The organism is Paenibacillus sp. EKM10P, assembly GCF_011800655.1.
Classification (GTDB): Bacteria; Bacillota; Bacilli; order Paenibacillales; family Paenibacillaceae; genus Paenibacillus; species Paenibacillus polymyxa.
In genome coordinates this window covers 1-26,626 of sequence record NZ_JAALET010000001.1, presented here as the reverse complement: position 1 = coordinate 26,626, position 26,626 = coordinate 1, and the positions used below count along the sequence as shown (strand labels likewise).

Genomic DNA, 26,626 nt, shown 5'->3' with positions numbered 1-26,626 from the left:
CCATATTGTAGAAAACAATATTTGCCTATGTCAATGTAAGGATTTGCGTATCGTGACTGGCTGCTCGATGTGACTGGCTAGAATGTCGTATTGCGGGTGTAGTGAACCGATTTCATAACCCAAAGCCGATTTCACCGCCAGGTAAGGAAAATTGATACCAGACAAGCACGATACATGAAGTCCTCCAGACATCCGCGGATTGATCTCTAGCAACTTGGCCTGCTCGCCGTTATATTTCACTTGAATGTTATAATTGTACGGAATGTGATACGCCTCAGCGACCTTCTCTGCCACCTTCAACAGCTCAGGATGCTGCTCCAGCAGCCGTAATCGTCCTCCTGCCTTCCTACGCGGAACAGCTGCTAACAATTTTCCGTTTCGGTCAGCCAAGCAGTCGATACTGTATTCGTATCCCTCCAGCAGTTCCATCACCATCAAATTGGGAAACGTCTCTGTGGAAGACAATACGCGATAGGCCTCCTCGAACGAAATATGATTCAGTGCATGGCCGAACAGTTCCTCCAGCGGATCACGTTTATTATCAATGATACGAAAGCCCATTCCACCTTCTGCATTACATGGCTTGAAACACACCTTATGCCCAAGCGCCATTAATGACTCGTAAGCCTGTTTAAACTGCTCGGCATTACTGGCAATGGCATAATCGGGAATGGTGACAATATCCTTTTGACGAATAGATTCATAAAAAAGATCCTTCTCCATCAATTGCTCCAGCAGTTCGGTATCCCGGCACACCATTACTTCTGTACCAATATCGTCGAACAAATAAAGATGCTTGCTAATATCGAGCATATTCCACCGTGGAATAAAGATATCAATTTCATGGCGTCTGCAAAAATCAGCACAAAACTGTGCATACTCCACACCGCTCGTGCGCGGCTCTACTTCAGCTACATCACTGGCCTGCAGTGCCATGTGCTGCGGATCAGAGTGCGTGGCATAGATCTCGAACGGAATACCGTCCTCATTGTTGCGTATAGCATTCATATAATGATACACCACCGAAAACCAGCGGTTAAAATACACTTTGACCTTCTTCACAACGCCACGTCCCCTATTATTTTAATCATGAAGTACGAGACGCTGTCATGCTCCCGTGTACCTCATAGACATATTCCATAATTTCATTTGCTGCATAAACCCCCGACACTTCCGTAAATCGGTAATTGACCTCTAGCTTATCCCGCTGCTGTTCCCGATACAATTCACCATGACGCGGGGCAATCGCATAGTCGGCATAATCAAGCAGACAACGGTCCAGTAAAGAGTCACCGGATGCAACCACAGCTCCCCCATTGGTGAGGTTACGGATATGCGCCACGGCTGCCTGTTTATTCACGGCCGCAGGCACCAGATATACTTTGCGCCCTTGAATGGATACCTCCCAGCCCATTTCATGCATCATCCGCCCCTTCTCCAGCACCTGTTCCAGCGGCATCCGATCCCGTTCAATTACAAAAGCATAAAATAGTTCATCGCAAAAACGCTCGTTTACGACCCAGTCTTCATGAAGAACCTGTCCGAACACCTGACGTGCCTCTTCCGCATGAGCACCATCGCGGCGTACTTGTTCGTGAATACGTCGATTCCACCCTCGGTCCACCTCGCCTCCGACAATGATGTTTCCGCCATTACTGGTCACGGCATATGCGGGAACCAGCTCCGTCTGAAACACGGTGATTCGTCTATACTGTTCCATGGTCCGAGTCGTCACAGGCATAAACATGACATCTGCCGGTAGTGTCTTGAGCCATTGCAAAGCTTGTGCAGAAATAAAGGCCGACGTCGCCCCATCGATCTGTTCCGCAGGCAACAGACCAGGGGACTCCAGCGGCACGCCAAGCGAGCGTTTGGAGTAAATCAGCGTCTGATCCAGGTCACTGGCGTAGATCATTCTTGTCCCCCTTTGAGCGGCTTGATGATCCCGCAACAGGAATAGGTCAATCCTTCAAATACCTCAACAGGCACTCCACGATCCTTGGCCAGCAGCATAATATGCTGAAGATTCGGATTATCTTCACGGTCAATCAGAATTTTCCATGGCACCCTGCGGAGCAGTACGCGAGTCGTCTCCCCCACTCCCGGCTTGACCAGATTAATATCCCGAATCCCAAATGCCTGCTGAATCGCCTCAATATCCCGTAAGCCCTGCCACGTCACGACAGGCGGATTCAATGTCATCTGTTCCGCATAGGCAGCCGCCGTTTTAGCCACGGCTTGAAAATAACCGGACACCGTATCCACAAACGTATTGGATTGATCCACCGACCGCCAGGATTCATAAAATTTAGCCCCATGAAAGTCGTCCGGACCTATCAGATCATCGCGTAATACCGTCCGGCTCATCAGACCTGATACGGTTGAATTCAGACAAGCGCTCGGGATCAAATAATCTTCTCGTGTACCAAAGGTCTCCGAGCAGCTACCCGGATCGGCCAGCACCGCCAGATCATCATTTAGGCGCAGCCCGTAATCTGCATTCATCTCACGACAGGCCTCGATCAACACCTGACGAATGGCGCCTTTCCCCGTCCAGCCATCGACAAACTGAAGTTCAATCCCCAGCCCATGCTGCTGTAGAATGTACAAAATAGCATTCCGGTCAATGCCTTTGCCACGAATAATAGAAATACTGTAATGCGGCAAGGATACGCCATACTTCCAGTCAATATAACGCTTGATCAGGATACCAATAGGCGTCCCTGCTCTGGCAAGAGAAACAATCGCCGTGTTCAATCCTCTTTTTCTCACAATCATCTCAGCCACAGAAGCTGCCGCTAATGCAACCTTTTCGGCAGATTGGGCAAGCGTGTCGTGAAACAATCCAATATACTCTGCTGTGGGCTGATATTCCACTGGCAGCATTTCTGAATAATGGACGCCCGACTGTATCGCTTCTTCCCGATCCTCCGTCCCTTTTTCCAACGCAACCTGGCTCAAATCCTTTAATAAAAAGGTGACATCCGAGGCAGGATAACTGCCTAGCGGTACGGGCGGATGAATGTTCTTCTGCTGTATTTGCTCCATAAGTGCTTGCTTCATATCCGCGCTCCTTTACTCTCCTGCCTAGTTAAACCATTAAAATAAACGACATGCACTTTATCACAGCCCAGACGGCTCAATGCCTCCAACATGGGCTTCATTCGCTCTGGGTCCGACTCTCTTTCCAGCAAAACGAATATTTCGTCATATTGACCTGGCTCTACATTATAAATAAAATTGCGTACCGTACTGTCCTCAGGTGAGGGATAGGTCACGCCACTTGCGACGCCATACCCTTCTTCTCTATGGGGATACACCGGGCTGCGTGTGGTGGACTGATAATATACGTTCGGGCCTAACTCCGCTGCAATCCGCATTGGAATGTACATGAATTCCCCCGTACCCATTACCAGTGTTCGTTGTCCTGAACGAAGTTGGTTCAGTCGTTCAGCTGTGTACGCGATTTCTGCATCCAGCGCTGGATTGTCGGCGGATTGTAGACCAAAACGGCCTGTATATTTAAGATAAGGAGCTGTATTGGCGTACCCGTCGGTAGATATGGAGGTATGTGATATCCGCTCAAAAGCGGAAGCATCCTCTTCAAAACAGCGGTCAATTGTTCCAGACAAATCTTTATTAACCTCTGCGGTGCTAGTGGCTGCATGCTCTGCGTTCCCGGTCTGTCCGGCATATTCTGCGTGATCCAGTACCGGTGTTCCCTGTATTTCTATCTTTCCTTTGAGCAAACTTAGAGGCGTAATCCTAATATCTAGCTCTGCTTCCAGATCAGCAAAAGCTCGCTCATCGCTGTCTGTCCGCCAGTCCAATAACGAAGCTATCACATACTGTTTGCGCGGAAAATGTTCCTGAATATCCCGTATAATATTAAGCGTTGTTTTTCCCGTCGTAATCTCATCATCTACCAGCACAATGGGTCCATCTCCGGCAAAAGCATCCTCATTCAGTGCATAACAACGATGATCAACAGCATGAGAATGCTCTTCTTCAAACCGAATAATAGGCCGAAGGCCCGGAATATCCTCGCGTGTCGTATGAATATACGTGGCACCGCCATCAAACAACCGATACATGCTGTGTCCCAGTGCTGTAGCGGTCTCGGCAAAACCAACAAATTTAATCGGTTCTGGAAAAGAAAAAGCCAAACGCTCATCCATCAGCTTTTGATAGGCCTCTTTTGCATAATTCGGGTCAAGAAGTCCTCTCACGGCCTCTCCAATCAGTTTATCCATCTGTTGTCCTGACTGTGGGACAAGCTCTTTATATAGGAGGATCGCCAGGGCCGCCCCACTTAACAGAGAGGTGTATGGATTTACCGAAATATGCTTGCCCAGCACCTTGCTGACAAACAAAAACGAACGCTTTTTATTGACCCGTGCCGCCATTGCAAACAGCTTGTCCACAGGAAGACGGAATGGATTATGAGTCTCCGTAATTCTAACGCTGAACTGCTCCAGAATTGGCAGCAGATGTGTTTTCATGGTTGGGTAAGAGACTGACAAAATGTTGTTGTTCATGTAACACCCCGTATACTTTAGATCTATTTATAATACGATAAGCCCAATTCAAATGAGGCTTAATTTCATTCATTTTGTTGGCATAGGTGCTCTTGAATACACCTAGGCTACCGTCGTTACGTTCAACAATTTCAAGTGCATCCATATACTCTTCATGGGTCACCGCATACATGGCCTGTACCGGCTTAATGTGGGACGGATGAATGATCGTTTTGCCAATAATCCCATTCTCTTTATCCATCATGACTTCGCGAATCAGTCCGTCCACTGCATCTGAGATGAAGTCCATTCGCAAGTAGCGTCCCGGCTTCCCAAATGCGTCTTCGAAGGGCGATACTCTTAATTGAGGTTTAAAGATACGTTCTCGGTGAGAGAAATACTCCCATACAGGACCGGAAACGACATAGTCCGAGTCCACGCGTCCGAACAAGTTAATAATATCTGCGATGCAATCCCGAATGACGGCAATTTCATAAATCGTAATATCCGGGCTGCGTCTCAGCCCATACAGACTGGAGAAATCGGTGGCCCCAATTCGTACATTCAGCACATATTCCTGAACCTCATCCAAAATTTCTTTAATCGCCAGCAGTTCTTTCCAACGAGTTTCCCGATAAATAATTTTAGAGCTTTCGAGAATCGGCAATCCATACAACACAGGCGTACGGCTTGCGTCTCCTGCCCCTGTATGCATAGTCCGGTTATATTCAGCAATGAGTGCAAAATACGCCCGTCCATTATCAGAAGAGAACTTGGGGAGGACAAAGCCCGTGAGCAGCGCCAGGGTTTCTCCCAAACTGTTCAGCAGTCGTTCCAGCTGCTCCACAGAGCGCACACGTACAAACAGCAAAGGTAATTGCTGTTCACTCATCATCCCTGTTCGTACATAGGACAATAGTTGAAGCAGTTGCTGTGCCAGCGATTCTTCGGCCTGTCCGACCTGCTGATCCCCTATAGCATCCTCCAAATCCAGAATGACTGTGGTTAGTCCTTCATGCTTTCCATTTTTGATCTCTTCCGCTACCTCCGAGCGGGTTGCCGGCATGTACAAAGCCGCTCCTATGGCATAAGCCAATATATTTTTGGGTGAACGGTTATGAAACTCCATCGGTGGAGTACAGAAGATCGCTTCTACTTCCTCAGAGGTTAAATCATTAAAATATTTCAGGGCCCTTCCCCTCCTCTTGCTCTATCTCGCCTGACTGAAGCCCTGTGCCTCGGGTATAAAAGAAATCCCCCCTTAGTTTCAGGAGGGATTTCGCTATACTTTGTACATTAAGCCTCTTTGTCGGCCTTTTTCTTTCTTTTCGCCGAGCTAAGAATCATTGTGCCTACAAAGACGGCAATCAAAATGCCGAAGAATAATACTTGCGACATATGAAAGCCAAAAGCAGCAGCCAACATTTTACCCCCAATAATGGCGATCATAATAAAGGCTGTCTGTTCCAGTTCCGGAAATTTATCAATGAGCTTGAGGAACACTTGTGCAACACCACGCATCATCAGAACGCCGAGTATACCACCCAGGAACAGAACCCATACTTTCTCGCTCACACCAAAAGCGGCAATGACACTGTCAATACTGAAGGCAATATCCATCAGTTCGACCATTAATACGGTTTTCCAGAAAGAAGTAGGTTTGTTTTTCACTTCCCCATCACCCTCGGACTTGAATAAGCCCTTGTAAGCGATGTAGAGCAGATAAGCCGCACCCAGCACCTTAATCAGCGTGAACTTAATTAGGAAGGTACCCAAGCCGATGGCCAGAAACCTGAATATATACGCACCTAAAATCCCGTAAAATAAGGCTCTCTTTTGCTGCTCTTTTGGTAAATGCTTAACCATAACTGCGAGAACCAAGGCGTTATCCGCCGACAAAAGACCTTCCAGCAAAATGAGAGTTCCAATAATCCCCCAACTCACCGGGTCAGTAAGCGTACCTACCACATCACTCCATGAAAAGAAATGCCCGTAGTTCTCGCTGATATTTTTAAATAAATCATTCAACATGAAAAGAGTGCCTCCGATAATTCAATTTATTTACTACCCTGCGTCCAGCGCATGCCCCAGTTATATGCCTGATCCATTTCACGATGACCGCCATAAAACTGTACGAGTCTCTCAATACTAAACGTTTCATCGTTCACATTTTGGATCATTGCAATCGCACACATCCCTTTGCGATTGTCATGTTCATTCATATGAACGATAATGTCTGGCCCGTCCTTCTGGTACAGCGTGACTACCCCGTCTGCTTGTGACCAGTTCGTGACTCCTTCATAAATGAAGGTAAACACCAAAATTCGCTTAATTTCAGAAATTTTAGCCCCATTAATACGGAGATTTTCCCCTGTTTTCACAGAGCCCGTACGGTCGTCACCATCCAGAGCAATGTACGGGAAGCGATTTAGAGAACCGAAAACTTCCCCAAGCGCCTGAACGACACCTTTATCCCCGTTCTTCATCTCATACAAGCAGCCCAGGTCCAGATCGACACCCTTGGAGCCACGACTGAAAAAGCCCTTGCTCTGCTGTACCTGATTCCAGTTCAGATTGATTAGGATTTCACCTAATCCGCCTGAGCCCTTTTTCAGGTTAATGGTATCGCCCTTTTTCTTCAGCTCAATTTTCCGCAGATTCAGATTCACCGGAGTTGCTGATGGCTCTGGTTTTGGAACAGGGGGTGCAGGTGGCGGTGTGGGTGCTGGCCGAGGCGCTGGAGGTGGTGTAGGCACTGGCACCGGAGGAGCCGGATTATTTTCCACTTCAATGCCGAAATTTTCACACAACGCATCCAATCCACCGGAAAAACCTGCGCCTATCGCATTAAATTTCCATTCACCGTTATGGCGGTACAGCTCGCCTATTACAATGGCCGTCTCGACTGTAAAGCCACTATCCAAATTAAATCGTAAAACCTCTCCACTTATCGGATGAGCAAAACGTATAAATCCGCCTTGAACCTGTCCAAAATTTTGCCGTTTCTGATCCGCATCATAAATGGTCAGCGTAAACGCAATCTTCTCGATATGGGAAGGTATTCTGGTTAGGTCCAGGGAAAACTGTTTCTTGTCACCAAACTGTTGTCCATCTGAATAGGTGATAAAAGGTGTAGTCGGATTATTGTAAAAGATCAGATCCTCATCGCCTGATACTTTCCCTCCAGGGCCCAGCAAAAATGCAGAAGTATCAAGTTCCAGAGCCGCTGAGGACTCCCAACCGATCCCTATGTTGACATGGCTCAGGCCCGGATTCGTTTTGGTCAAATCCACCTTCTGCCCCTTTACTACGATAACAGCCATGATTGTGTCACCTTTCTGTCCGTTTGTCGTGTTCAGCGTACGCCCTTCAATGGCTTAAAAAGAAAGGGGGAGCGCCCTTTGGACACCACCCCCATGTGGATATTATTGAGCGTCCAAGCCATAGTTTTTAGCAAGCGCACCCAATCCACCAGCAAAACCACTACCGATAGCCTGGAATTTCCAGTCTGCATTGTGACGGTAAAATTCACAGAATACCACAGCTGTTTCGGTGGAGAAATCCTCTCCCAAATCGTAGCGCAACACTTCACGATCCGTTGCCGCATCTACCACACGTACAAAGGCATTGGACACTTGTCCAAAGTTTTGCGCACGTGCCTCATAGTCATAAATCGTAACTGTAATTCCGATACGATGGATATTTGCAGGAATCTTTGCAAAATCAATAATAATTTGCTCGTCATCCCCGTCGCCCTCACCTGTACGGTTATCGCCTGTATGAGTAACAGCACCCGCTCCACCTGTTGGGTTATTGTAGAATACAAAATCGTCAGCTGCCTTCGCTTTACCGTCCTCATATAGCAGGAAAGCCGAAGCATCCAAGTCAAATTCTGCGCCGCCACTATATTTATTGGTATCCCAGCCAAGACCTACGACAACACGAGTCAAGCCTGGATTCGTTTTGGTCAGATCAATACGTTGTCCTTTGGAAAGACTAATCGTCATACTGCATACCTGCCTTCTTTGTGTAGATTTTTTAAGCTAAGCCGTAATCACGTGTCAAGCCTGCAAGACCATCCTGGTAACCGCTGCCAATGGCATTGAACTTCCACTCACCGCTATGGCGATACAACTCGCCTACCACGACGCCTGTTTCGATCGAAAAATCTTCTCCCAGATCAAAGCGAACCAATTCTTCGTTGTTTGCCTCATTTACGATACGTGCGTAGGCACGGGACACTTGTCCAAAGTTTTGGCTGCGTTCTTGTGCATCATAGATCGTAATCGTAAAAGCGATTTTTTCTACGTTAGCAGGTACATTGCTCAGATCAACTTTAATTTGCTCGTCATCTCCGTCACCTTCACCTGTGCGGTTATCTCCGGTATGAACGACAGAACCGTTCTCGTTTTGTGGATTATTAAAGAAGACGAAGTTCTTTTCCGTTTCCACTTTGCCGTCCGCATTCGCCAAAAATACGGATACGTCCAAGTCAAAATCTTTACCGCCATCGTACTTATTGGTGTCCCAGCCGAGACCAACCGTGATTTTGGACAAACCTGGGTTTGTTTTCGTCAAATCGATTTTTTGACCTTTAGATAAGTTAATTGCCATGAGTAAGTACCCCGTTTCTCATTAGTTTTGTATGAGCAATCTAAAATTACATATAACGCTGAGCCAGCACATCAATATGTACGGCATGGGTGCCTGCACCGATTGCAGCAAACTTCCATTCGTCGTTATGGCGATAGAGTTCTCCGCAGATCAGTGCAGTCATTCCCTCAAAATTATCAGATAAATTAAACGTCACCAGTTCCTTAGAATTAGCACCGTCCAGAATGCGGATATACGCTTTCTCGATCATGCCGAAATCCTGTTTCCGGTTTACGCAATCATATATATTCACAACAACAAGCACTTTATCGACATTGGCCGGAATCCGTGCCAGGTCAATCATAATTTGTTCATCATCGCCGTCACCTTCTCCGGTCAGATTATCACCGGAATGCACGACTGAGCCGCACGGGCTTTTTTTATTATGGAAGCATACTACATTGTCAGATTGAGTTAGTTTCCCGTTGGCATCCAGCAAAATGGCAGAAGCATCACAATCAATATTGGGTTGCTTCTTGAAACCAAAAAATCCTTTGGACTGCACGGGATCCCATCCCAATCCGGCTATAACCTTGGTTAGTCCTGTGTTTCCCTTGGTCAAATCAATTTTCTGGCCCTTGACCAGATTAATTACAGCCACTGATTAACACACCTCCCTTCCATAAAATTTACAGACTAAATTCAGACGGATTCAAACCAAGCGCACCACAAATCTCAGCAACAATCCGTTGCTCATTGGCATCAAAGTCACCGTCAGCTGCACCAATCGCACTGCATACGCCGACGACAAGTCGACCTACTTCAGGCTTGCCTTTCAATTTACTAATCGCTTTCAATGCTTCCTGTTTGCCGATTTCAGGTGAAAATTCAAAGTTTGCTACATAGTGATTGAAACGGTTGATGACCTCACCCATATCAAACACTTTCAATTCCTCACTGATATTTATGTATCCGGCCATTTTTGTTTTTTCTTCCGGACTAATAGTACCGTCGGCAAATGCCACTAATGCACAACCTGCAACAACAGCTTCCATAAAATCTTTGTTCTTAAATTTCTTAACCTGGTCGCCCAGTCCTTTTTTAGTTGTATTCAACCAATTTTTAAATGTACTCATATTTCCCTCCACAATTACGTATTTGGGTATAATCTATCCTAGTTAATTTCTTCCTTTACTATAACCTGAATTACGATCTTATTCTACAATAATATACAAAAATGCGGTAAATCCGATCTACCTTTTGTAGGTATCCTCTCTATCTTTAGCCCTATTTTCTGTCGAAAGTATCTCTTCCATTATCACCCATTTGATAGCGCAAATGCAAGTTTGTAGAATGGTAGACTTCTATGGATATGCAACAAAATACAGTTGCTATTTTACATATACGGTTTTGCTAAGGTAAACGTTGCACATACTTGCGGATCACAGCATACAAAAATAGCGTCGACCAAATTTAGGACGACGCTATTTTCACTTCAATCTATTAGGTTCGGTCGTATATAGCTACTCTTTTAATTCCGAAGCTGAAAACCTCTGTCTAATGTAGGATATCTCTTTCACGTTGTTTAAACAAGTGACACACGCAGTCTACCCATCTTGCATTTTATTAATAGTCTGTAAGCAACTCTGTTTTAGCTTTTTCAATCGCTTCGTCACGGCTTTGCACTTGCATTTTTGAGTATATGGTCGAAATATAGTTTCGAACCGTTCCTTCAGATAAGTGAACCTTGCTTGCAATTGCTTTATAACGGTGTCCTTCAGTTAAACAATGCAGAATTTCCAACTCCCGCTCTGTCAGTCCATAAGGATTCTTCATCGTCCCTGTCATTTGCTGAAACAATGTACTTGCTACTTCTTGGGTTATCATCGTTCCTCCGTGATGCACTAGCCGTATCGTATTAGCCAGCTCTCTTGGATCAATTGATTTTAGTACATAACCTTCAGCACCCAAAGCAAGTGATTTCGTAGCATACGAAATGTCATCAAAGGTGGTGATCATAATTACACGTATGTTAGGCCAGCTTTCTTTAATTAGCTTCGTCGCAGTAATACCGTCCATCTGGGGCATATGTACATCCATTAATACAACGTCTGGCGGGTCGCTGGCACATTGATCTACAGCAACGTTTCCGTCTTCCGCCGTTTGAATTCGAAAGTCAGGTTCGTTTTTGAGCAACAGGCCTAAACTGTCCCGAATGAGTAATTGATCATCCACCAACAATACCTTGATCTCTGGATTACTAACATCTGTATCCTGAAGCAATGGTATAGAACAGGTCACAATCGTTCCTTCGCCTTCTTTGGAATGAAGGTATAGCTTGCCTTGAAGAGACGAAAGCCGCTCTTTCATTCCTGAAAGACCAAACCCGAACTTAATTTCGTCACTTCCCTTCCCATTGTCCTGCACCTGCAAAATGATCTGGTTACGGTCGTAGTGAAGAAGCACCTGAATAGAATTGGCATGCCCATGTCGGCTGGCATTAGTCAATAATTCTTGTAAACAGCGGTACAAGGTCAGTTTTGACTGTTTTATGACAGGAAGCGGCTCCCCCATCGTTCTGAACACAACACGAATGGCAGTATTCTTTTTGAATTCATTAATGATATTTAGCAAGGATAGATCCAAAGATGGATCCTCCTCCATAGGGTCCATCTGATGAACTTGCTTTCGGATATCTTCGAGCCCTGTGCGACCAAGTTGAAGAACAGACTGCAATCTTTCAGTCCCCTCTTCAGAAGAGATATAAGGACGTAATGTTTCCATACCTAAGATAATGGAAGTGAATGTATGGCCAATCGAGTCATGCAGCTCGCGAGCCATGCGGTATCTTTCTTCCAATAGTGTCATTTGTTCAACCTGAGTCGAATACTGCTCCAGGGTTTGATACTGCTTTTTTATTAATTCGAGTTTTTGTTTGATCCGATCTATAGAACGAAATGCCATTTGTAATCCGAAACCAATACCGTATACAAACGAAGCATCCACTAGGTTCTGGAATACGTCTTCTATCGTCCAATGAAACGCCCCTCTTCCTCCCAGGCAAAACATCACCAACGCAAGAGGTAAAGTTACCGCATGTGAACGGCCACGGCTATAAAACGAAATCGTAAAAACAGCTGGCAGAAATAGTCGGACAAGCTCATATTGATGAGCAAATAGCAAAGAAATTCCACCCACTAGAAATACTTCCGCCAACAAATACCAGCGGTAATGAATTCGATCAATGAACAAAGGTATTGAATAGCAAACGAGAACAGAGATAAATACAACAGTGAAAGGGAAAGATGGGCGGTCTTGATACGATAGCAAAACAAAGCAAATCAACCACAAGATTCGGAATACAGCAACAATCCATTCCTGCCAAGACCAGCGCATATTGCATCCAAGCATGTAAGTACCCCATTCTTCTTAAATTAAGGTAATTTTTTCAATCTTTTCACATCATAACAAGGTCATGACATTTTGTCACTAGGGAGTATGACTGCACTCCTGATACTTTATAGACAATCAAACTGTTGGCGGGGAGGGAATCGTTGTTGTCACTATTACAGATTCGTAATTTAAGTAAAAAGATTGGAAAGAAAACCATTGTTGAAGGATTGTCCTTGGATGTAAAGGCGGGGGAAATCATGGGTCTTGTTGGCCCAAATGGAGCGGGCAAGACGACCACTATTCGGATGATCGTGGGGTTAAATTCAAAATCGGGAGGCCAGGTATTTATCCACGGCCAAGATATTGATCGCTCCTTCGAAAAGGCAATGAGACATGTTGGAGTTATCGTCGAAAATCCAGATCTGTACAAATATTTATCCGGCTATGACAATCTGATTCATTTCTCAAGAATGTCTCCAGGGGTTTCTTCGGAACGTATTCAGGAAGTAATCTCGCTCGTCGGACTTGAGGACAGCATTGATAAGAAAGTGGGAACTTACTCTCTAGGAATGAAGCAGCGACTGGGATTAGCCGTTGTACTGGCCCATAAACCTTCCTTGCTTGTGCTTGATGAGCCTACCAATGGTTTAGACCCAGCAGGAATAAGAGAGCTTCGGGAACATTTAATCAATCTGTCTCAAAAAGAAGGCGTTGGTGTTCTTATTTCTAGCCATCTTATGGCTGAAATGGAACTGATGTGTGATCAGGTAGCGATTTTAAATAAGGGAAAACTGATTGGTATCCATAATGTAGCTGAGATGATGGATAATCGGCTTGCTCCTGTTCGGTTTGAAGTAGACAGACCCGAATTGGCTCTTCCTGTATTCCAGTCCATGCTGGCGGGGAAAGAAATTATTGCAGATCAACAAACTCTACAAGTTGACATTACAAAGGATCAAATTCCGGGTATTACAAAGAAACTTATGGATACGGGGGTGAACATATACAGCGTTCAGATTACGAAACAGACACTAGAGGATAAATTCATTGAAATCACAGGGGGAATTGAAAAGTGATTCAGTTAATTCGCAATGAAAACATGAAGATTTATAAGCGTAAACGTACCTGGCTTATCATCATACTGCTTATTTTGTATGTATTAATCCAGATGGCTAATTTAAAAAGTTCTGGTATGACTGAGTACAATGAAGGCTGGAAAACACTCTTACAGCATGAAAATTCAAAGCTAACGAGAGATGCAGCAAAGTCAGACGCTCTACCCATTGAGAAAAAAATGGCAGCAGAAAAAATTTTGATGAATCAGTATTATTTGGACCATAACATCGCTCCTCAATCCAATGCTTGGAGTTTTACAGTGAGCCAATCCAGAAATTTAATTGTAGGTATCTCTCTTTTAGCTCTTATCGTGGCTGGCGATATTGTAGCCTCTGAGTTTTCTGCCGGTACAATCAAATTTTTACTGACACGTTCAGCTACACGCTCAAAAATTTATTTTTCTAAATATATTGCAACTCTCTTGTTTGGAATATTTTTGGTTTTGCTTACTTTTCTTGCTGCCATATTTTTCGGTGGATTAATGTTTGGCTTTAAGGGGATCGGCGATCCCTACTTCTTCGTCAAGGATCAAACCATTCAACAGGCAGATATGATTCAAGCCTTGTTAGGAGGTTTTTTATTTAATATACCTTTTATGGTTATCGTGTTGACATTTGCATTTATGATTTCTGCAGCATTTCGCAGTGTTACATTTTCTATTGTGTTCTCTATGCTAGCAGCTATAGCAGGATTCGTCTTGAGTATCACCATGAATGGATGGCCTTGGACAAAATACTTTGTGTTTTCCAGTACAGATCTCAATCCTTATTTTTTTGGAACGACGCCAGTGGAAGGAATGACCTTGGGCTTCTCACTGTTCCTCCTTCTACTTCATCTGGTCGCTATGCATCTCGTTTCATATCCTATTTTTACAAAACGGGATGTAATCTAAATCTATACTAACTATTCTGAAACGGAGTGATTGTAATGAAATGGCTCACTACTTTAGTGATGATCTCAATGTTACTGTTAATTGCAGCCTGTTCATCCAAACCTGCAACATCTTTAAACAAGGAACTTGAATTATCATCTGCCGGTATTTCCAGCTTAGTTCTAGATAATAGCAACGGTCAAATTGAAGTTGTCGGAAACAAGAATACAGATAAAATACAAGCCAGTGTCGTTGCTAATGGCAGCAACATGGATAAGCTAAAATTAAGTCTGGAGGGAAAAGATGGTGTAGCTACTCTTAATACTTTTTTCGAGGGCCAATTCATGTCAACAGGTCCCCAAACAGTTGATGTCAAGCTAACCATTCCGGAAAAAATGAAACTAGAAATTAAACATCCGCATAGAGATGGAGATATTCAAGTAACGAATTTAGCCTCGGATGTAAGCATTGAAAATGTGAATGGTAATATCACGCTTAAAGAAATCGGTGGAGCCATTGATTTAACCAACAGAGATGGTGGGATTACTATTCAAAATAGCTCATCTGATGTCAATATTGAAAATGTAAACGGACATATTCAAGCAGATAAAATAGGGGGTACTGCATATATTGAGTTAGGTGACGGCTCTCTGGATATTGATCAAGTTGCAAAAGATGTTGTCATTATTCAGAGCGGCAATGGAAAAGTAAGCATCGGTGATGTGAAGGGGAAAGTGACTCAAAGCAAAAAATAACTGAAAGACCAAAAGGCCAACATAAGTTGGCCTTTCCATTAACATCAGGTCCTTCAATCACATCATCATGAGCAGAAATTCAGTTTATAATGCTGATACTCGTTCTTTTTCACCTACGCTATTAAGGACTGGTTCGGTATTTTGACTGAAAAAGTTACGTAATGCTTTGTTCTTATGAGCCATGATCCCCATCACCAGAGCAACTATTCCCGATGCCAGAGGAAGGTATACCCAATGGATTCTATCCAATAGTATTCCGTACAACCCGATTCCGAGCGGAGTTGCTAGCATAGTGATCGAGCTGATTACACCAAACACCCCGGCTCTGATATGTTCTGGAGTATACAGCTGCACATAAGATATCATGGGAACATTGCTCATTGAATTAAAAAATCCGGTTACTGCCAAAATCATAATGAAGATGAACGTCATCTGTATCAGGCTTCCTGATGTTGAGGGAAACAATAATGGGAAACACCATGTTAGGAATAAGATGGCTTGAAGCTGAAACAGGATAAATATTTTGGTAATAACAAATTGATGTACTTTTCGACGTGAAACCACAATGGCTCCCGCAATGACTCCTACGAACCAGGCTCCTTGAATAACAGATAGTTGCTGAGCTGAAAGTTGAAGTTCCTGATAAGTCACATATGGCAATACAACCTGGACTAATGGAGCGAGCATAAAATTGATACCGACAAAGATGACAAGTAAATACATTATGGCTTTTTGCTTGTTTATATACGCAAACACATCTTTGACACTGTCCAAATAACTTGAGGATACCGTTTGTTCATCAGTTTTCCTAAATTGTAACCATAGTTGCATCAATCCGGCCGAAATAAATGTTATTCCGTTAATCATCACAATCGTTTCCAAGCCCCAAGCTCGATAAGTTATGGCACCCAGGATCGGGCCCAGTACATTTATGATTGCTCCTATACTTTGATAGGAAGAGTTTACGCTATGAACGTTGTCTCTTTCCACTAAGTTAGGAATTGAGGCGTTCAGCGTTAGGAACGTAAATGATTGAATTAGGCTTAATATAACGGAAAACACGGCAAGTAACATGACATTGGTTGAATCCAACAAGAAAATGGGTAAAAAGATTAGTAGCGCTATTCCGCTTAATATTTCGGTTATGACAAGCACTTTCTTCTTATTGCTCCGGTCTATAACTACCCCTGCAAAAATATTGACAAATACTCCGGGCAGAATGGACAAGCCTAACACCATTGAAAATACAGTGGCCGATCCGGTGATATCCAAAATATATAGACTTAAAGCAAACTTAAAAATTGAACTTCCTAGCTCCGATATAAGCCTGGTCACAGAAAAAATAAATAGGTTCCGGCGAGCATAAAACGAAAATTCCTTTGGCTGATTCATGAGATCCCCCTATTCGGTTAGGGCAAGAGTTACAGAACGGTTGCCCAGCGTCTTTCCAATTGCTCCAAGGCACTTTGTAGATGATTCCGTACTATACTTTCGTCTTCTGAAAAAGGTAGAGTTAGTGCCACAAACAGATTAGACTCGCTATCATGCCAAACTTCGCATAAGATTCGTGTTCTTCCTTCAACATTGACATTACCCAGATCCACCGTTTGTAGGAGTTGATGCTCACTTCTCAGCTCACCAAGGAAATTAAATACAATTGGCATTCTATCCAAAGCCTGCTGCAAGTATCCTCCAGATAAAGGATAATCGTTCTGTACATCCGGGTTATACATTAAGTTAGCAAAGCTGATATTATGTTCAGCTGCCCATTGAACACTTTGGCGAACCTGCTGTTCTAGAGATACCAGATTTTGGTCTAAATTTGTTAGTATCGGGATATGATCTACAAATTCGCCAATAACATCATAGTAACGCTTCTCTCCAAAGCTTCGACCATATTGCGTTACCCAAATGGGAACCTGACTAAGCTCGAAATACATTTTACAAAAAGCAGTGAACGTAAAGAATGCAATCTCCCAATGACTAGTGTTGTCCAAGTGAATTGCTCTCTCGGAAGATTTCAAATCCCAAATGACAGTTGTATGCCCTTCAAGTACTGCTTTTTGACTTACAAAATCGGTTATACGACCAATTGCACGATCAAACTTATCTAGATTATAGGTAGTAACTAATTCCAAATCATCAACACCCTGAGGTCCTTCCATAATATGAGCTGTAAAATCAGAGTAACGATTTCTGCTCCCTTTAGGCGTTTCCTTTCCAGCTCGTACACATTCATAATAAGTGTTGAACTGGTGCTTAATAATCTCACTGCTCATAAAGTCAAAGATCGAGTGCGAAAAAGGTAATATAAGCATGTAGTCTTTCAGATTCTTTTTCACAATCAATATCCGATATAAGAGTGAATTGCTCAGTTCATGCTGCCTGTAAAAATAAGGCCAGACGATATTATTCAGAATCACTTGCTGTGTATCTTCATCGTACATAGAGATATCAACCAGTGGTACAGGAAGATGATCTGGTGCTTCCCTTACTTGCCACTGCAATTCTCCGTTTTCTTCACACAGCGTACTTCTCATCAAATCCTGCTCTCGAATAATCTGCCGAATCGCTTCTTCCACATATTCCATGTTCATATGTTTTTCTAGCGGAATAATCGTGCCAGAAATATCACTATGTTGGAGATGGTAACGTTGTGTTGGAGAAACAGGCAGTCTCTCTATCACTCCTAGGCTTAAAATAGCTTTGGAGAAAACGTCCAAATCATTGTCAATTCTTTCTGTCCATATGCTCTTAATGTCTTCAAGATTGGCCTTTTCCAGTCTCAGGTTTTCTTCCCCGTGCCAAGTGATGTAATGAGGCTGAATCGATTCATCGCATTTCATGTCCAACAGTTCCATAATCTCTTTTTCAAAAGAAATGGCTCCATCTTCTAGATGCAGAACGATATAAGATTTTCCATTGAATTGCTCTTGTTGTAACCATCCCTTAACGTTCAGCTTTTGATGCAGCAACGCTATAATTTGATCAAATTGTTGGGCAAGTGCAGAATGGTTTTCTTCCATCCCTTCCACATGTAGTGCCAACTCTCTGACCGTAGGGTATTGATAGATACTGCTCAACCGTAATTCACTACTCCAAATCCCCTGTAACCTGGATGCAAGCTGAATAGCCGTTAAAGAATGTCCTCCCAGTTCAAAGAAATTATCGTCGATACCCACATGTTCAATACCAAGTACACTCATCCAGATCTCAACTAATTCCTTTTCCAGCTCACTGCTTGGCTCCACATATTCCGTTCCGGTACCAAATTCCAGCTCAATCTCTAATAGCATACGACGATTAATCTTACCACTCGACGTGAGCGGCATCTGATCCAAGAATACAAAATAGGCTGGGATCATATACTCTGGAACTGAGATAGATAAATTTTGTCGCAACATTGCCGTTGTCACATGAGGTTCGGCAACAACATACGCCCCCAAACTAGGCATCCCCGTTCGGTCATCAGCACGGGCAAGTACTGCCGCTGCCCGAACTCCATCATGCGCAAGCAAAGCCGCCTCAATCTCACCCAGCTCGATCCGATATCCGCGGATTTTCACCTGATGATCGATTCTGCCCATATATTCGATATTTCCATCCGGCAACCATCTGGCCAGATCCCCTGTTCGGTACATCCGTCCTCCCGGCTCGTATGGATCTTCTACGAACTTCTCTTCCGTCAATTCCTCCCGATTCACATATCCTCGCGCTACACAGTCGCCTCCAATATGCAGTTCGCCAGGTATCCCTATCGGTTGCAAACGGTCCTTCTTATCCAAAATGTACAATTTTACGTTATCAATCGGCTTCCCGATCGGAATGCTCTCCGGTTCATGCTCGACAGGACAGTCATAATACGCCACCTCCACGGTCGCTTCCGTTGGCCCATACAGATTGTGCAGCGTGGCACCGCCGCCTCCTATCAGACGGTTAAACCGACGCACATGCTCTGTCATCAGTGCTTCCCCGCTGGCAAATACCCGTCGTACACTGCGCATTTTCCCCGCAGCTCCGCTGTGTTCCATGTATTCCAGAAACGCTCCTAGCATTGACGGCACAAAGTGCAATGCCGTTACCCGGTTAGCCTCAACCGTTTCAGCTATTGTGGCCGGGTCCTTCTCTCCTCCTGGCTCCAAAAAGCATACCGTTGCCCCTTGGATAGCCCACGAGAATAGTTCCCACAACGATACATCAAAGGTATACGGTGTCTTTTGCAGGATCACATCCTCCGCTCCAAACGGAATCCGCTTTTGCATCCAGTGCAGACGATTGATCAGCGAGGCGTGCTCAATCATGACTCCTTTAGGCTTACCCGTAGATCCCGAGGTGTAAATAACATACACCAAATCCGTCGAGCGATTGATCGACTCCGGATTCTTTTCTCTTTCTGTTTGCTCCTTTTTCTGTACCAGCAAATCTTCGATAGCGATCAGTTCCCTGGTTGTTCCATGACAGCGAAGCTGCTCCACTAACTCCTGCTGGGTCAATAAAATGGATGCTCCACTGTCCTCCAGCATGAACGCCAGTCGTTCTTCAGGGTCCTCTGGATTCAGCGGCAGATAGGCTCCACCTGCTTTCAAGATTCCTAGTAGTCCGATAATCATCTCCAACGATCGGTGAACCGCGATCCCCACCACACGATCAGGTCCTACTCCTTTTTCCCGCAGCACATGAGCCAACCGATTCGCTTGGGCATTCAGCTCCCGATACGTTAACTGCCGTCCTTTGTAAAGGGCTGCCGGATGTTCCGGTGTTCGCTCCACCTGCTCCTCAAACAATTGATGGATTGTCTTCGCTCGCGGATAGATCGCTGTCGTATTGTTAAATTCATTCAAAATCACTTCTTTCTCCGGTAAAGAAGTTACTTCAATCGAGGATATACTTATCTCTGGATTATCCACGATTTGTCGGACTACGCCATTTAGATGATTTTTTATACGTTCCACAAATTCTCTACTTAAGGTATCAGCGTTGTACAGAAATTTAATGTTCAGTTCGTCTTTCAGGGAAACAATAAGATTAAAGTCATAGTTTGTCTGTTCATAAAAGGCCATGTCTCGCACATGAATTTTCAGATTGTGCTTCTGTAGCGCCTCTTCTTCTCCATACTCCGGGTAATTTTCAAACACAATAATATGATCTAACAGGCTTTGCTTCAGTGTGGTTATGGACTGAATGTCAGCTAATGATGTGTACTCATACTTAACAGATTCGATGGAGCTTTGTTGAGCTCTCTTGGCCATTTCAATGAAGCTTTCATTCTCCTCGCCATAAATTCGCACGGGAATAGTATTAATGAAAATACCTACCATGCTCTCAATGTCTGGGATTACTGGCGGTCGCCCTGATACTACGGCTCCAAATACTACATCGTTGGTATTGTTATATCTTTGAAGCAATGCCCCCCATATGGATTGGAACAACGTGTTGACTGTAATCCGATTATGAGATGCAATCTCTGTTAATCGTCGTGTCATTGTTTGGTCTAACGAAAATTCCAGCTGACTCGTGCGGTAACCACCTTCTTTAGCCTGCAATTTGAACGTCTTCGGTATAACTGCACATTGCGCATATCCATCCAAAGCCTGTTTCCAATATTGCATGGACTCCTCTTTGTCCTGCTTTTCCAGCCAACGGATATAAGTTGAATAAGCAGGGGCTGTCTCAGACTTAAGCGGTCTACCATTTTTCAAATCTAGATACATGCTCATAAAATCGTGGTAGACAATCCCTACGCACCATCCATCCATAATCATATGATGGAAGGTCCACATCATAAGGAACTTATCAGGAGTTGTTTTTAATACATTTATACGTATTAGTGCTTCATTGGATAAATCAAATCCACGCAGAAGATCTTGTTTTTTGTGATCCTCAAGATAAGCGATAATTTCTTGCTCGTCCATCCCGGTAAGGTCATAAAACTGAAACTCTGCATGTTGATATTTACGCACTACTTGCCGAGGTTCACGTATACTGGTAAACACAAAATTCGTACGTAATACTTCATATTTTGCCAACAATTCTTGAAAACTCTGTTCCAGAAGTTCCTGCTGCAGTTCACCTTCCATTTCAATCGCTACTTGTTCCACATAAGCTGTAGTTTCTGGCTCCATCATGTAATGGAACAGCATTCCCTGCTGCATAGGTGTTAACGGGTAAATATGCTCTACTTGTTCAGTCCCACCAAACTGCTTGAGAATCTGATCTAACTCAGGAATAGAGAGAGTATGGTCTTGGTAATCAGATGGTGTGAGAACCTTCTGTGAAATGCTTGTACAGTGATTAATTAACATTTTTAAATGCTCAATATACATAAGGGATAATTGTTCAATAGCATGGTCTGCATGCTCGCCACGAATATATCCAAATTCAAGTAACAGTTGGTCTTGGGAAACAATACTATTAATGTCCAGTGTAAAATGACTTTCTGCCCCTTCACCAACAGAACGTCCCGGAGATAGCGGTGACGATTCAAAGCTCCCCTCTTGCGTACCATCCATAAATTGTCCCAGATAATTAAAACTGATTTGTGGCTGTATGTTAAAATCTAAATCTTGAGTATGTTCCACATCGGTCAAATACTTCAGAACTCCGTAGCCAATCCCTCGATTAGGGATATGCCGAATCATTTCCTTAGTTCGCCGAATAACAGAAGAAATATCTTCACTATCCCTCATATCCAGAACAATAGGAAACATCGAAGTAAACCAACCTATGGTTCGAGTAACATCTATCTCCTCCATAATCTCTTCCCTGCCATGTCCTTCAAGATTAATAGCGAAGATTTTACTACCCGCCCATTGTTTAATAGCCAATCCAAGTGCTGATAACAATAAGTCATTAATTTCGGTATTATAGGCCTGATGAGCAGTTCCAAGCAGTAGCTGTGTATCTTGCTTGTCCAACCGGACAGCTATGCTCGTTCTTTCTTTTTTCACTCCACCCTCATCAGTACCTGTGCTCTTCTGAGGAAATGGAGACTCACATTGAACACCTTCAATTTGCTGCCAATATGCCTTCTCCTTCAGTAAAGTCCGACTGTTCGAATACTCTGCAAGCCGGTCGGACCAATACTGAAAAGAGTCCGTTTTATCCGGCAAAGCGATATCTTCACCCTGTAATGCCTGGGTATATGCGCTCTCCAAGTCTTCCAATAAGATTCGCCAGGAGACCCCATCAATAACTAAATGGTGAATAGCAATCAGCAAATGCTGGCCTTGATCTGTTTGGAACAAGCCAACCCGGATCATCTCACCTGCTCTTAAGTCCATGGTAGCCTGTAGCCGACTCGCCTCTTCCTCAATCTTGCTTTCAGCATCGTTATTTCCTTGTAGATTATAAATATTTAAATGAAGAGGCCTTAACTGCGTTTCCGTATGGTATTGGCAAACAGAACTCTGACCAATCTCATACGCCATTCGTAGGGCATCATGGTGAATAATAATATTCTCCAAAGCAGTCTTTAGGGCTTCTTCATCGAATACACCACTAGTAAACAACATAACTGCTTGATTAAAATGGTTCCGATCATCCTGTACATTTTCGAAGAACCATCTTTGGATTGGAGTTAGCTGTACCTCACCTGTTACCGCCTTCTGGTCAATGATTCTGGAACGACGTTGGACATATGGTGCTACTTGCTGAACAGTAGGGTGCTGAAATATGTCCTTCATATCCAGCTTTAATCCCTCTTGGCTCAACCTTGCGATCACTTGAATGGCCTTAATAGAGTCTCCTCCAAGGTCAAAAAAACTGTGACTAATTCCAATTCCCTCTTGTCCCAGCACACCTTCCCAAATTTTAACCAACTTCTCTTCCGTAGGGCTTGTTGGTGGTTCATACAGCGTGCTCAAGTCTAAGTTAATATGAGGCTCTGGCAGTTTCTTCTGATCCACCTTGCCATTAGCGTTCAGCGGCAAACTGTCCAGCAGGATTAAGCTGGATGGCAACATGTAATCTGGTAAATACTTCGCCAAGTAACGGCGAATAGCTGAAGTATTTAATTCCCCATCTGTCACCATATATGCAGAAATACGGTTTTGGCCGGATGGATCCGATTTAGCTATAACTATTGCCTCTTTAATACGTTCATGGGATAGTAGTTGATTTTCAATTTCACCAAGCTCTATACGAAAACCCCTAATTTTCACCAGATGATCTTGGCGGCCTACAAATTCAATATTTCCATCTGGAAGCCATTTTGCAATATCACCTGTTTTGTACATTTTCTCGCCTGGATTAAATGGATTGTCTATAAACTTTTCGTTTGTAAAATCAGGTAGGTTCAAGTAGCCCTGGGATAGTGCATCCCCTGCTATACAAAGCTCTCCCGGTATACCAATAGGCTGCAATTTAAGATTTTTATCCAGAATGTACACAGTAGTACCTGTAATCGGGGCTCCAATCGGAATTGTACCTTTCCGTTCATGAATCTGATCTACACCATAACAGGTAGCAAAGACCGTGCTTTCGGTAGGTCCGTACATGTGCAGCATTTTATGGGGTCCGATATGTTCAAACAACTTGCTCACATGCGGTAGCGAAACCCGCTCTCCACCAAAAAGTATTTTTCGAATTGTAGTAAAGCATTCAATATTGGTTTCTATCAACGTATTAAACAAGGCGGTAGTAATAAAAAATACCGAGACATTTTCATTTCGAATCAAGGAAGACAGTTTTTCTGGATTCAGCATATTCTCTTTACGTAAGAGAACCAGCTTAGAACCATTGACCAGAGCGCCGAATATATCAAAGACCGACCCATCAAAGGCATAGTTGGATAACTGCAAGAGAATATCCTGTTCCGTAAGATCGATATAATTGGAGTTTTTAATCAATCTCTCCACGTTATAATGCATGGTCAGATTCCCTTTTGGTTTACCTGTTGAGCCAGAGGTATATAGCACATATGCCAAATCATCCGGTTCATTCACATAAGGTAAGTTACTAGAATCCAAATCCTTAACGATAGTATCGAGCTGATCCAAATCAAGGATTTCCCCTGCAAACGCATCTGCTCCTGCCTCTTTTATGAAAGTTGATTCAGTCAGGACATGATGGGAAGCCAATAATAGTGTTATCTTGCAATCGTATAGCATCAGACTAATTCGCTCCGCAGGATAATCTGGTGCCAGAGGAACATACGCACCCCCAGCCTTTAAAATCCCTAGGATTCCGACTATCATTTCAAAAGATCGCTCTACCATCATGCCTACAAGCGTATTGGCCTGTACTCCTTTTTCTCTAAGCACTCTGGCAAGCTGATTCGCTTTATCGTTTAACTCGCTGTAAGTCCATTGTTGTTCCTCGAACGATACTGCGACACGCTCCGGCGTCTTCGCTACCTGCTCTTCAAAGAGCTGATGCAGCAATTTTCGGTTATCTTTCTCGTTAGAAGCGGGTACCGTATTAAATTTCGTTAACAAAATCTCTTCTTCGGATGCAGTTACCATGTTTACGTCGCCAATCCGTGCATCCGCAGAGTCCACAATAGTCTGTAAAATCTGCAAATAATGCTTCGACATTCTCTCAATACTTTCTTTGTAAAACAGCTTATTACAATAATCAATTCGAAAAGAGAGTCCCTCTTGATCCGCTTCTGCTGTTAACGTTAAGTCAACTTTGGCTATGCCAGCTTCAACAGAATAGGGCGATATGGATATCCCGTCAGCTTGTAAGCTTACCGAATCGGTATTTTCTAGAGAGAACATCGTATCAAACAGAGGATTTCGGCTTAAATCCCTGTGAAGTTCGAGCTTATCCACAAGATCTTCTATTGGATAATCCTGATGTTCGAATGCTTCCAGGCTGCTTCTTTGCACCTCCAGTAAAAATTGCTTGAGCGTTTTGTCAGCAGCTGGGCGGTTACGCAGCACAAGTGTGTTAACGAACATCCCCATAATATTTTCTAAATCCGTATGATTACGACCTGCTATTGGAGACCCTACCACGATATCTTCCTGGCTTGAATACTTATGCAGCAATACGTTGTAAGCCGATAGCAGTACCATAAATAAAGTGGTCCGATTTTCTTTAACAAATTGTTGTAGACCTTCACGAAGTGTCTTATCAGCTTGAAAAGAATACCGGTCACCTTCAAAGCTCTGTACTTGAGGCCTCGTGAAATCAGTTGGTAGATTAAGGACAGGAAGCTCATCCGAAAACAAGTCTAGCCAGTATTGTTCCTGCTTAATCAAGTGTCCTTCTTTGATCCACTCACTATTCCAAACGGCGTAGTCTTTATATTGAATACGCAATGGTGGCAGTGAGTTCCCGTGATACAATGCCGTGAAATCATTAGCCAAAACGCTCATGGAAACACCATCTGCAACAATATGGTGCATATCTACCATTAAAATATGCCTATTGTCCGAAATACGCACCAGCTTCGCCCGCAACAATGGAGCCTGACCTAAGTCAAACGGTCTTACGAACGTTTTGAATATCGCTTGAATCTGTTTGTCCTGTGCTTCTATTCCGATATCATCAACCTGTTGGAGACTCAGTTGAAATGGAACCTCACTATGAATTTTTTGTACTGGCTCCTCTGTGCCCCACTCAAATGATGTCCGCAATGCCTCATGCCTATCTATTAGATCCCTGAACACTTGCTCCAGCCGCTGGATGTCCAGTTCTCCCTCCATCAGTAAGGCAAAGGGCATATTGTATGCTGTTTCTGCTCCTTCAAACTGATGTAAAATCATTTGTCTCTTTTGAACGGATGTCACTGGATAAGAATCGCGTAGCTCGGCAGGAGCAATATCCATCATCGTCCCAGCTGCAACCTCTGGTCCGCAGATCAAAACACTCATTTCTTCGATGGTCGGATGTGCAAAAATATCACGGAGTGGAATTTCAACTTGCAGCAACTTATTGATTCGAGACATAAGTCGAGTCGCCGTTAGTGAATGTCCACCCAGTTCAAAAAAGTTGTCATGTATACCGATGGAGGATATGTCCAGCAACTTCTCCCAAATCTCGGCTAGTTTTCTTTCCGTTTCGTTTCTTGGTGCAACATAGCTGGTGGCTCGCATCCCATGATCCGGTTCGGGTAGCGCTTTACGGTTAACCTTGCCACTGGACAGGTGCGGCATAACATCTAGCCGGACGAAATGACTTGGCACCATGTAATCCGGTATAAGTGCCTTCAAATGTGCCCTTAAAATAGATGTGTTCAAACCTTCTCCGCTTTCGAAATATGCGCATAAATATTTGCTGCCATCTCGATCATCAAGGGCAAGTACCGTCGCCGCCCTGACACCTTCATACGCGAGTAAGGCCGCTTCAATCTCACCTAGTTCGATCCGGTAGCCCCGAATTTTCACCTGATGGTCAATCCGACCCATATATTCAATGTTTCCATCCGGCAGCCA

Annotated in this window: 17 protein-coding genes; 3 read left to right on the top strand and 14 right to left on the bottom strand. The window is 43.8% G+C overall.

The genetic code is table 11. The features are described from left to right. Positions 1–30 precede the first annotated feature (30 nt). From HFE01_RS00085 to HFE01_RS00030, 12 genes are all read right to left on the bottom strand, one after another. Positions 31–1,062, bottom strand: a complete 1,032-nt coding sequence (locus HFE01_RS00085) for an ATP-grasp domain-containing protein (protein ID WP_107734127.1) — start codon at positions 1,060–1,062, stop codon at positions 31–33. A gap of 25 nt (positions 1,063–1,087) precedes the next feature. Continuing rightward, entirely contained in the window at positions 1,088–1,915 is an 828-nt protein-coding gene (locus HFE01_RS00080; protein ID WP_107734128.1) for an HAD family hydrolase, read from the bottom strand. Next, positions 1,912–3,063, bottom strand: coding sequence for a cysteine protease StiP family protein (locus HFE01_RS00075; RefSeq protein WP_107734129.1), 1,152 nt, complete (start codon positions 3,061–3,063; stop codon positions 1,912–1,914). Before HFE01_RS00075 ends, HFE01_RS00080 begins: the two co-directional genes overlap by 4 nt. Then, the gene (locus tag HFE01_RS00070; RefSeq protein ID WP_107734143.1) at positions 3,060–4,406 is read right to left on the bottom strand and encodes a phosphoribosyltransferase family protein; all 1,347 of its coding nucleotides are present in this window, start codon (positions 4,404–4,406) and stop codon (positions 3,060–3,062) included. Before HFE01_RS00070 ends, HFE01_RS00075 begins: the two co-directional genes overlap by 4 nt. Positions 4,407–4,458: 52 nt before the next feature. Continuing rightward, positions 4,459–5,646, bottom strand: coding sequence for an HpcH/HpaI aldolase/citrate lyase family protein (locus tag HFE01_RS00065; RefSeq protein ID WP_107734130.1), 1,188 nt, complete (start codon positions 5,644–5,646; stop codon positions 4,459–4,461). A 167-nt stretch (positions 5,647–5,813) separates the two neighbouring features. Further along, a complete protein-coding gene (locus HFE01_RS00060) occupies positions 5,814–6,548 on the bottom strand; it encodes a TerC family protein (RefSeq protein ID WP_013369621.1) in 735 nt (244 codons plus the stop codon). Between the two features lie 26 nt (positions 6,549–6,574). Then, a complete protein-coding gene (locus HFE01_RS00055; RefSeq protein WP_090888378.1) occupies positions 6,575–7,840 on the bottom strand; it encodes a TerD family protein in 1,266 nt (421 codons plus the stop codon). 102 nt (positions 7,841–7,942) lie between these two features. Continuing rightward, positions 7,943–8,524, bottom strand: a complete 582-nt coding sequence (locus HFE01_RS00050; protein WP_013369619.1) for a TerD family protein — start codon at positions 8,522–8,524, stop codon at positions 7,943–7,945. 31 nt (positions 8,525–8,555) lie between these two features. Continuing rightward, the gene (locus HFE01_RS00045) at positions 8,556–9,131 is read right to left on the bottom strand and encodes a TerD family protein (protein WP_016821472.1); all 576 of its coding nucleotides are present in this window, start codon (positions 9,129–9,131) and stop codon (positions 8,556–8,558) included. Between the two features lie 46 nt (positions 9,132–9,177). After that, positions 9,178–9,771, bottom strand: coding sequence for a TerD family protein (locus HFE01_RS00040; protein WP_017426303.1), 594 nt, complete (start codon positions 9,769–9,771; stop codon positions 9,178–9,180). Between the two features lie 28 nt (positions 9,772–9,799). Beyond that, a complete protein-coding gene (locus tag HFE01_RS00035) occupies positions 9,800–10,246 on the bottom strand; it encodes a tellurite resistance TerB family protein (RefSeq protein WP_017426302.1) in 447 nt (148 codons plus the stop codon). Positions 10,247–10,736: 490 nt separating this feature from the next. Further along, the gene (locus HFE01_RS00030; RefSeq protein WP_243208109.1) at positions 10,737–12,506 is read right to left on the bottom strand and encodes a helix-turn-helix transcriptional regulator; all 1,770 of its coding nucleotides are present in this window, start codon (positions 12,504–12,506) and stop codon (positions 10,737–10,739) included. A gap of 161 nt (positions 12,507–12,667) precedes the next feature. Here HFE01_RS00030 and HFE01_RS00025 point away from each other — a divergent pair, with 161 nt between their 5' ends. Genes HFE01_RS00025 through HFE01_RS00015 form a run of 3 tightly spaced genes read left to right on the top strand, consistent with a single transcriptional unit; the run spans position 12,668 to position 15,245 of the window. Beyond that, positions 12,668–13,579 (top strand): ABC transporter ATP-binding protein, encoded by a 912-nt coding sequence (locus HFE01_RS00025; RefSeq protein WP_107734133.1) that lies wholly within the window; start codon positions 12,668–12,670, stop codon positions 13,577–13,579. Beyond that, the gene (locus tag HFE01_RS00020) at positions 13,576–14,511 is read left to right on the top strand and encodes an ABC transporter permease (protein WP_017426299.1); all 936 of its coding nucleotides are present in this window, start codon (positions 13,576–13,578) and stop codon (positions 14,509–14,511) included. Before HFE01_RS00025 ends, HFE01_RS00020 begins: the two co-directional genes overlap by 4 nt. A 35-nt stretch (positions 14,512–14,546) precedes the next feature. Continuing rightward, complete coding sequence (locus HFE01_RS00015) at positions 14,547–15,245, top strand: DUF4097 family beta strand repeat-containing protein (RefSeq protein WP_017426298.1); 699 nt, start codon at positions 14,547–14,549, stop codon at positions 15,243–15,245. Between the two features lie 84 nt (positions 15,246–15,329). Here HFE01_RS00015 and HFE01_RS00010 read toward each other — a convergent pair whose 3' ends face one another. Together HFE01_RS00010 and HFE01_RS00005 are read right to left on the bottom strand one after the other, a co-directional pair. Continuing rightward, positions 15,330–16,637 (bottom strand): MFS transporter, encoded by a 1,308-nt coding sequence (locus HFE01_RS00010; protein WP_107734134.1) that lies wholly within the window; start codon positions 16,635–16,637, stop codon positions 15,330–15,332. Positions 16,638–16,666: 29 nt separating this feature from the next. After that, complete coding sequence (locus tag HFE01_RS00005; RefSeq protein WP_260403043.1) at positions 16,667–26,608, bottom strand: non-ribosomal peptide synthetase; 9,942 nt, start codon at positions 26,606–26,608, stop codon at positions 16,667–16,669. Positions 26,609–26,626: the final 18 nt, after the last annotated feature.

Coding starts and splice junctions, on each gene's coding strand:
- HFE01_RS00080 (WP_107734128.1), bottom strand. CDS start 1,915: ATGATCTACGCCAGTGACCTGGATCAGACGCTGATTTACTCCAAACGC.
- HFE01_RS00075 (WP_107734129.1), bottom strand. CDS start 3,063: ATGAAGCAAGCACTTATGGAGCAAATACAGCAGAAGAACATTCATCCG.
- HFE01_RS00070 (WP_107734143.1), bottom strand. CDS start 4,406: ATGGCGGCACGGGTCAATAAAAAGCGTTCGTTTTTGTTTGTCAGCAAG.
- HFE01_RS00065 (WP_107734130.1), bottom strand. CDS start 5,646: ATGGAGTTTCATAACCGTTCACCCAAAAATATATTGGCTTATGCCATA.
- HFE01_RS00060 (WP_013369621.1), bottom strand. CDS start 6,548: ATGTTGAATGATTTATTTAAAAATATCAGCGAGAACTACGGGCATTTC.
- HFE01_RS00055 (WP_090888378.1), bottom strand. CDS start 7,840: ATGGCTGTTATCGTAGTAAAGGGGCAGAAGGTGGATTTGACCAAAACG.
- HFE01_RS00050 (WP_013369619.1), bottom strand. CDS start 8,524: ATGACGATTAGTCTTTCCAAAGGACAACGTATTGATCTGACCAAAACG.
- HFE01_RS00045 (WP_016821472.1), bottom strand. CDS start 9,131: ATGGCAATTAACTTATCTAAAGGTCAAAAAATCGATTTGACGAAAACA.
- HFE01_RS00035 (WP_017426302.1), bottom strand. CDS start 10,246: ATGAGTACATTTAAAAATTGGTTGAATACAACTAAAAAAGGACTGGGC.
- HFE01_RS00030 (WP_243208109.1), bottom strand. CDS start 12,506: ATGCGCTGGTCTTGGCAGGAATGGATTGTTGCTGTATTCCGAATCTTG.
- HFE01_RS00015 (WP_017426298.1), top strand. CDS start 14,547: ATGAAATGGCTCACTACTTTAGTGATGATCTCAATGTTACTGTTAATT.
- HFE01_RS00010 (WP_107734134.1), bottom strand. CDS start 16,637: ATGAATCAGCCAAAGGAATTTTCGTTTTATGCTCGCCGGAACCTATTT.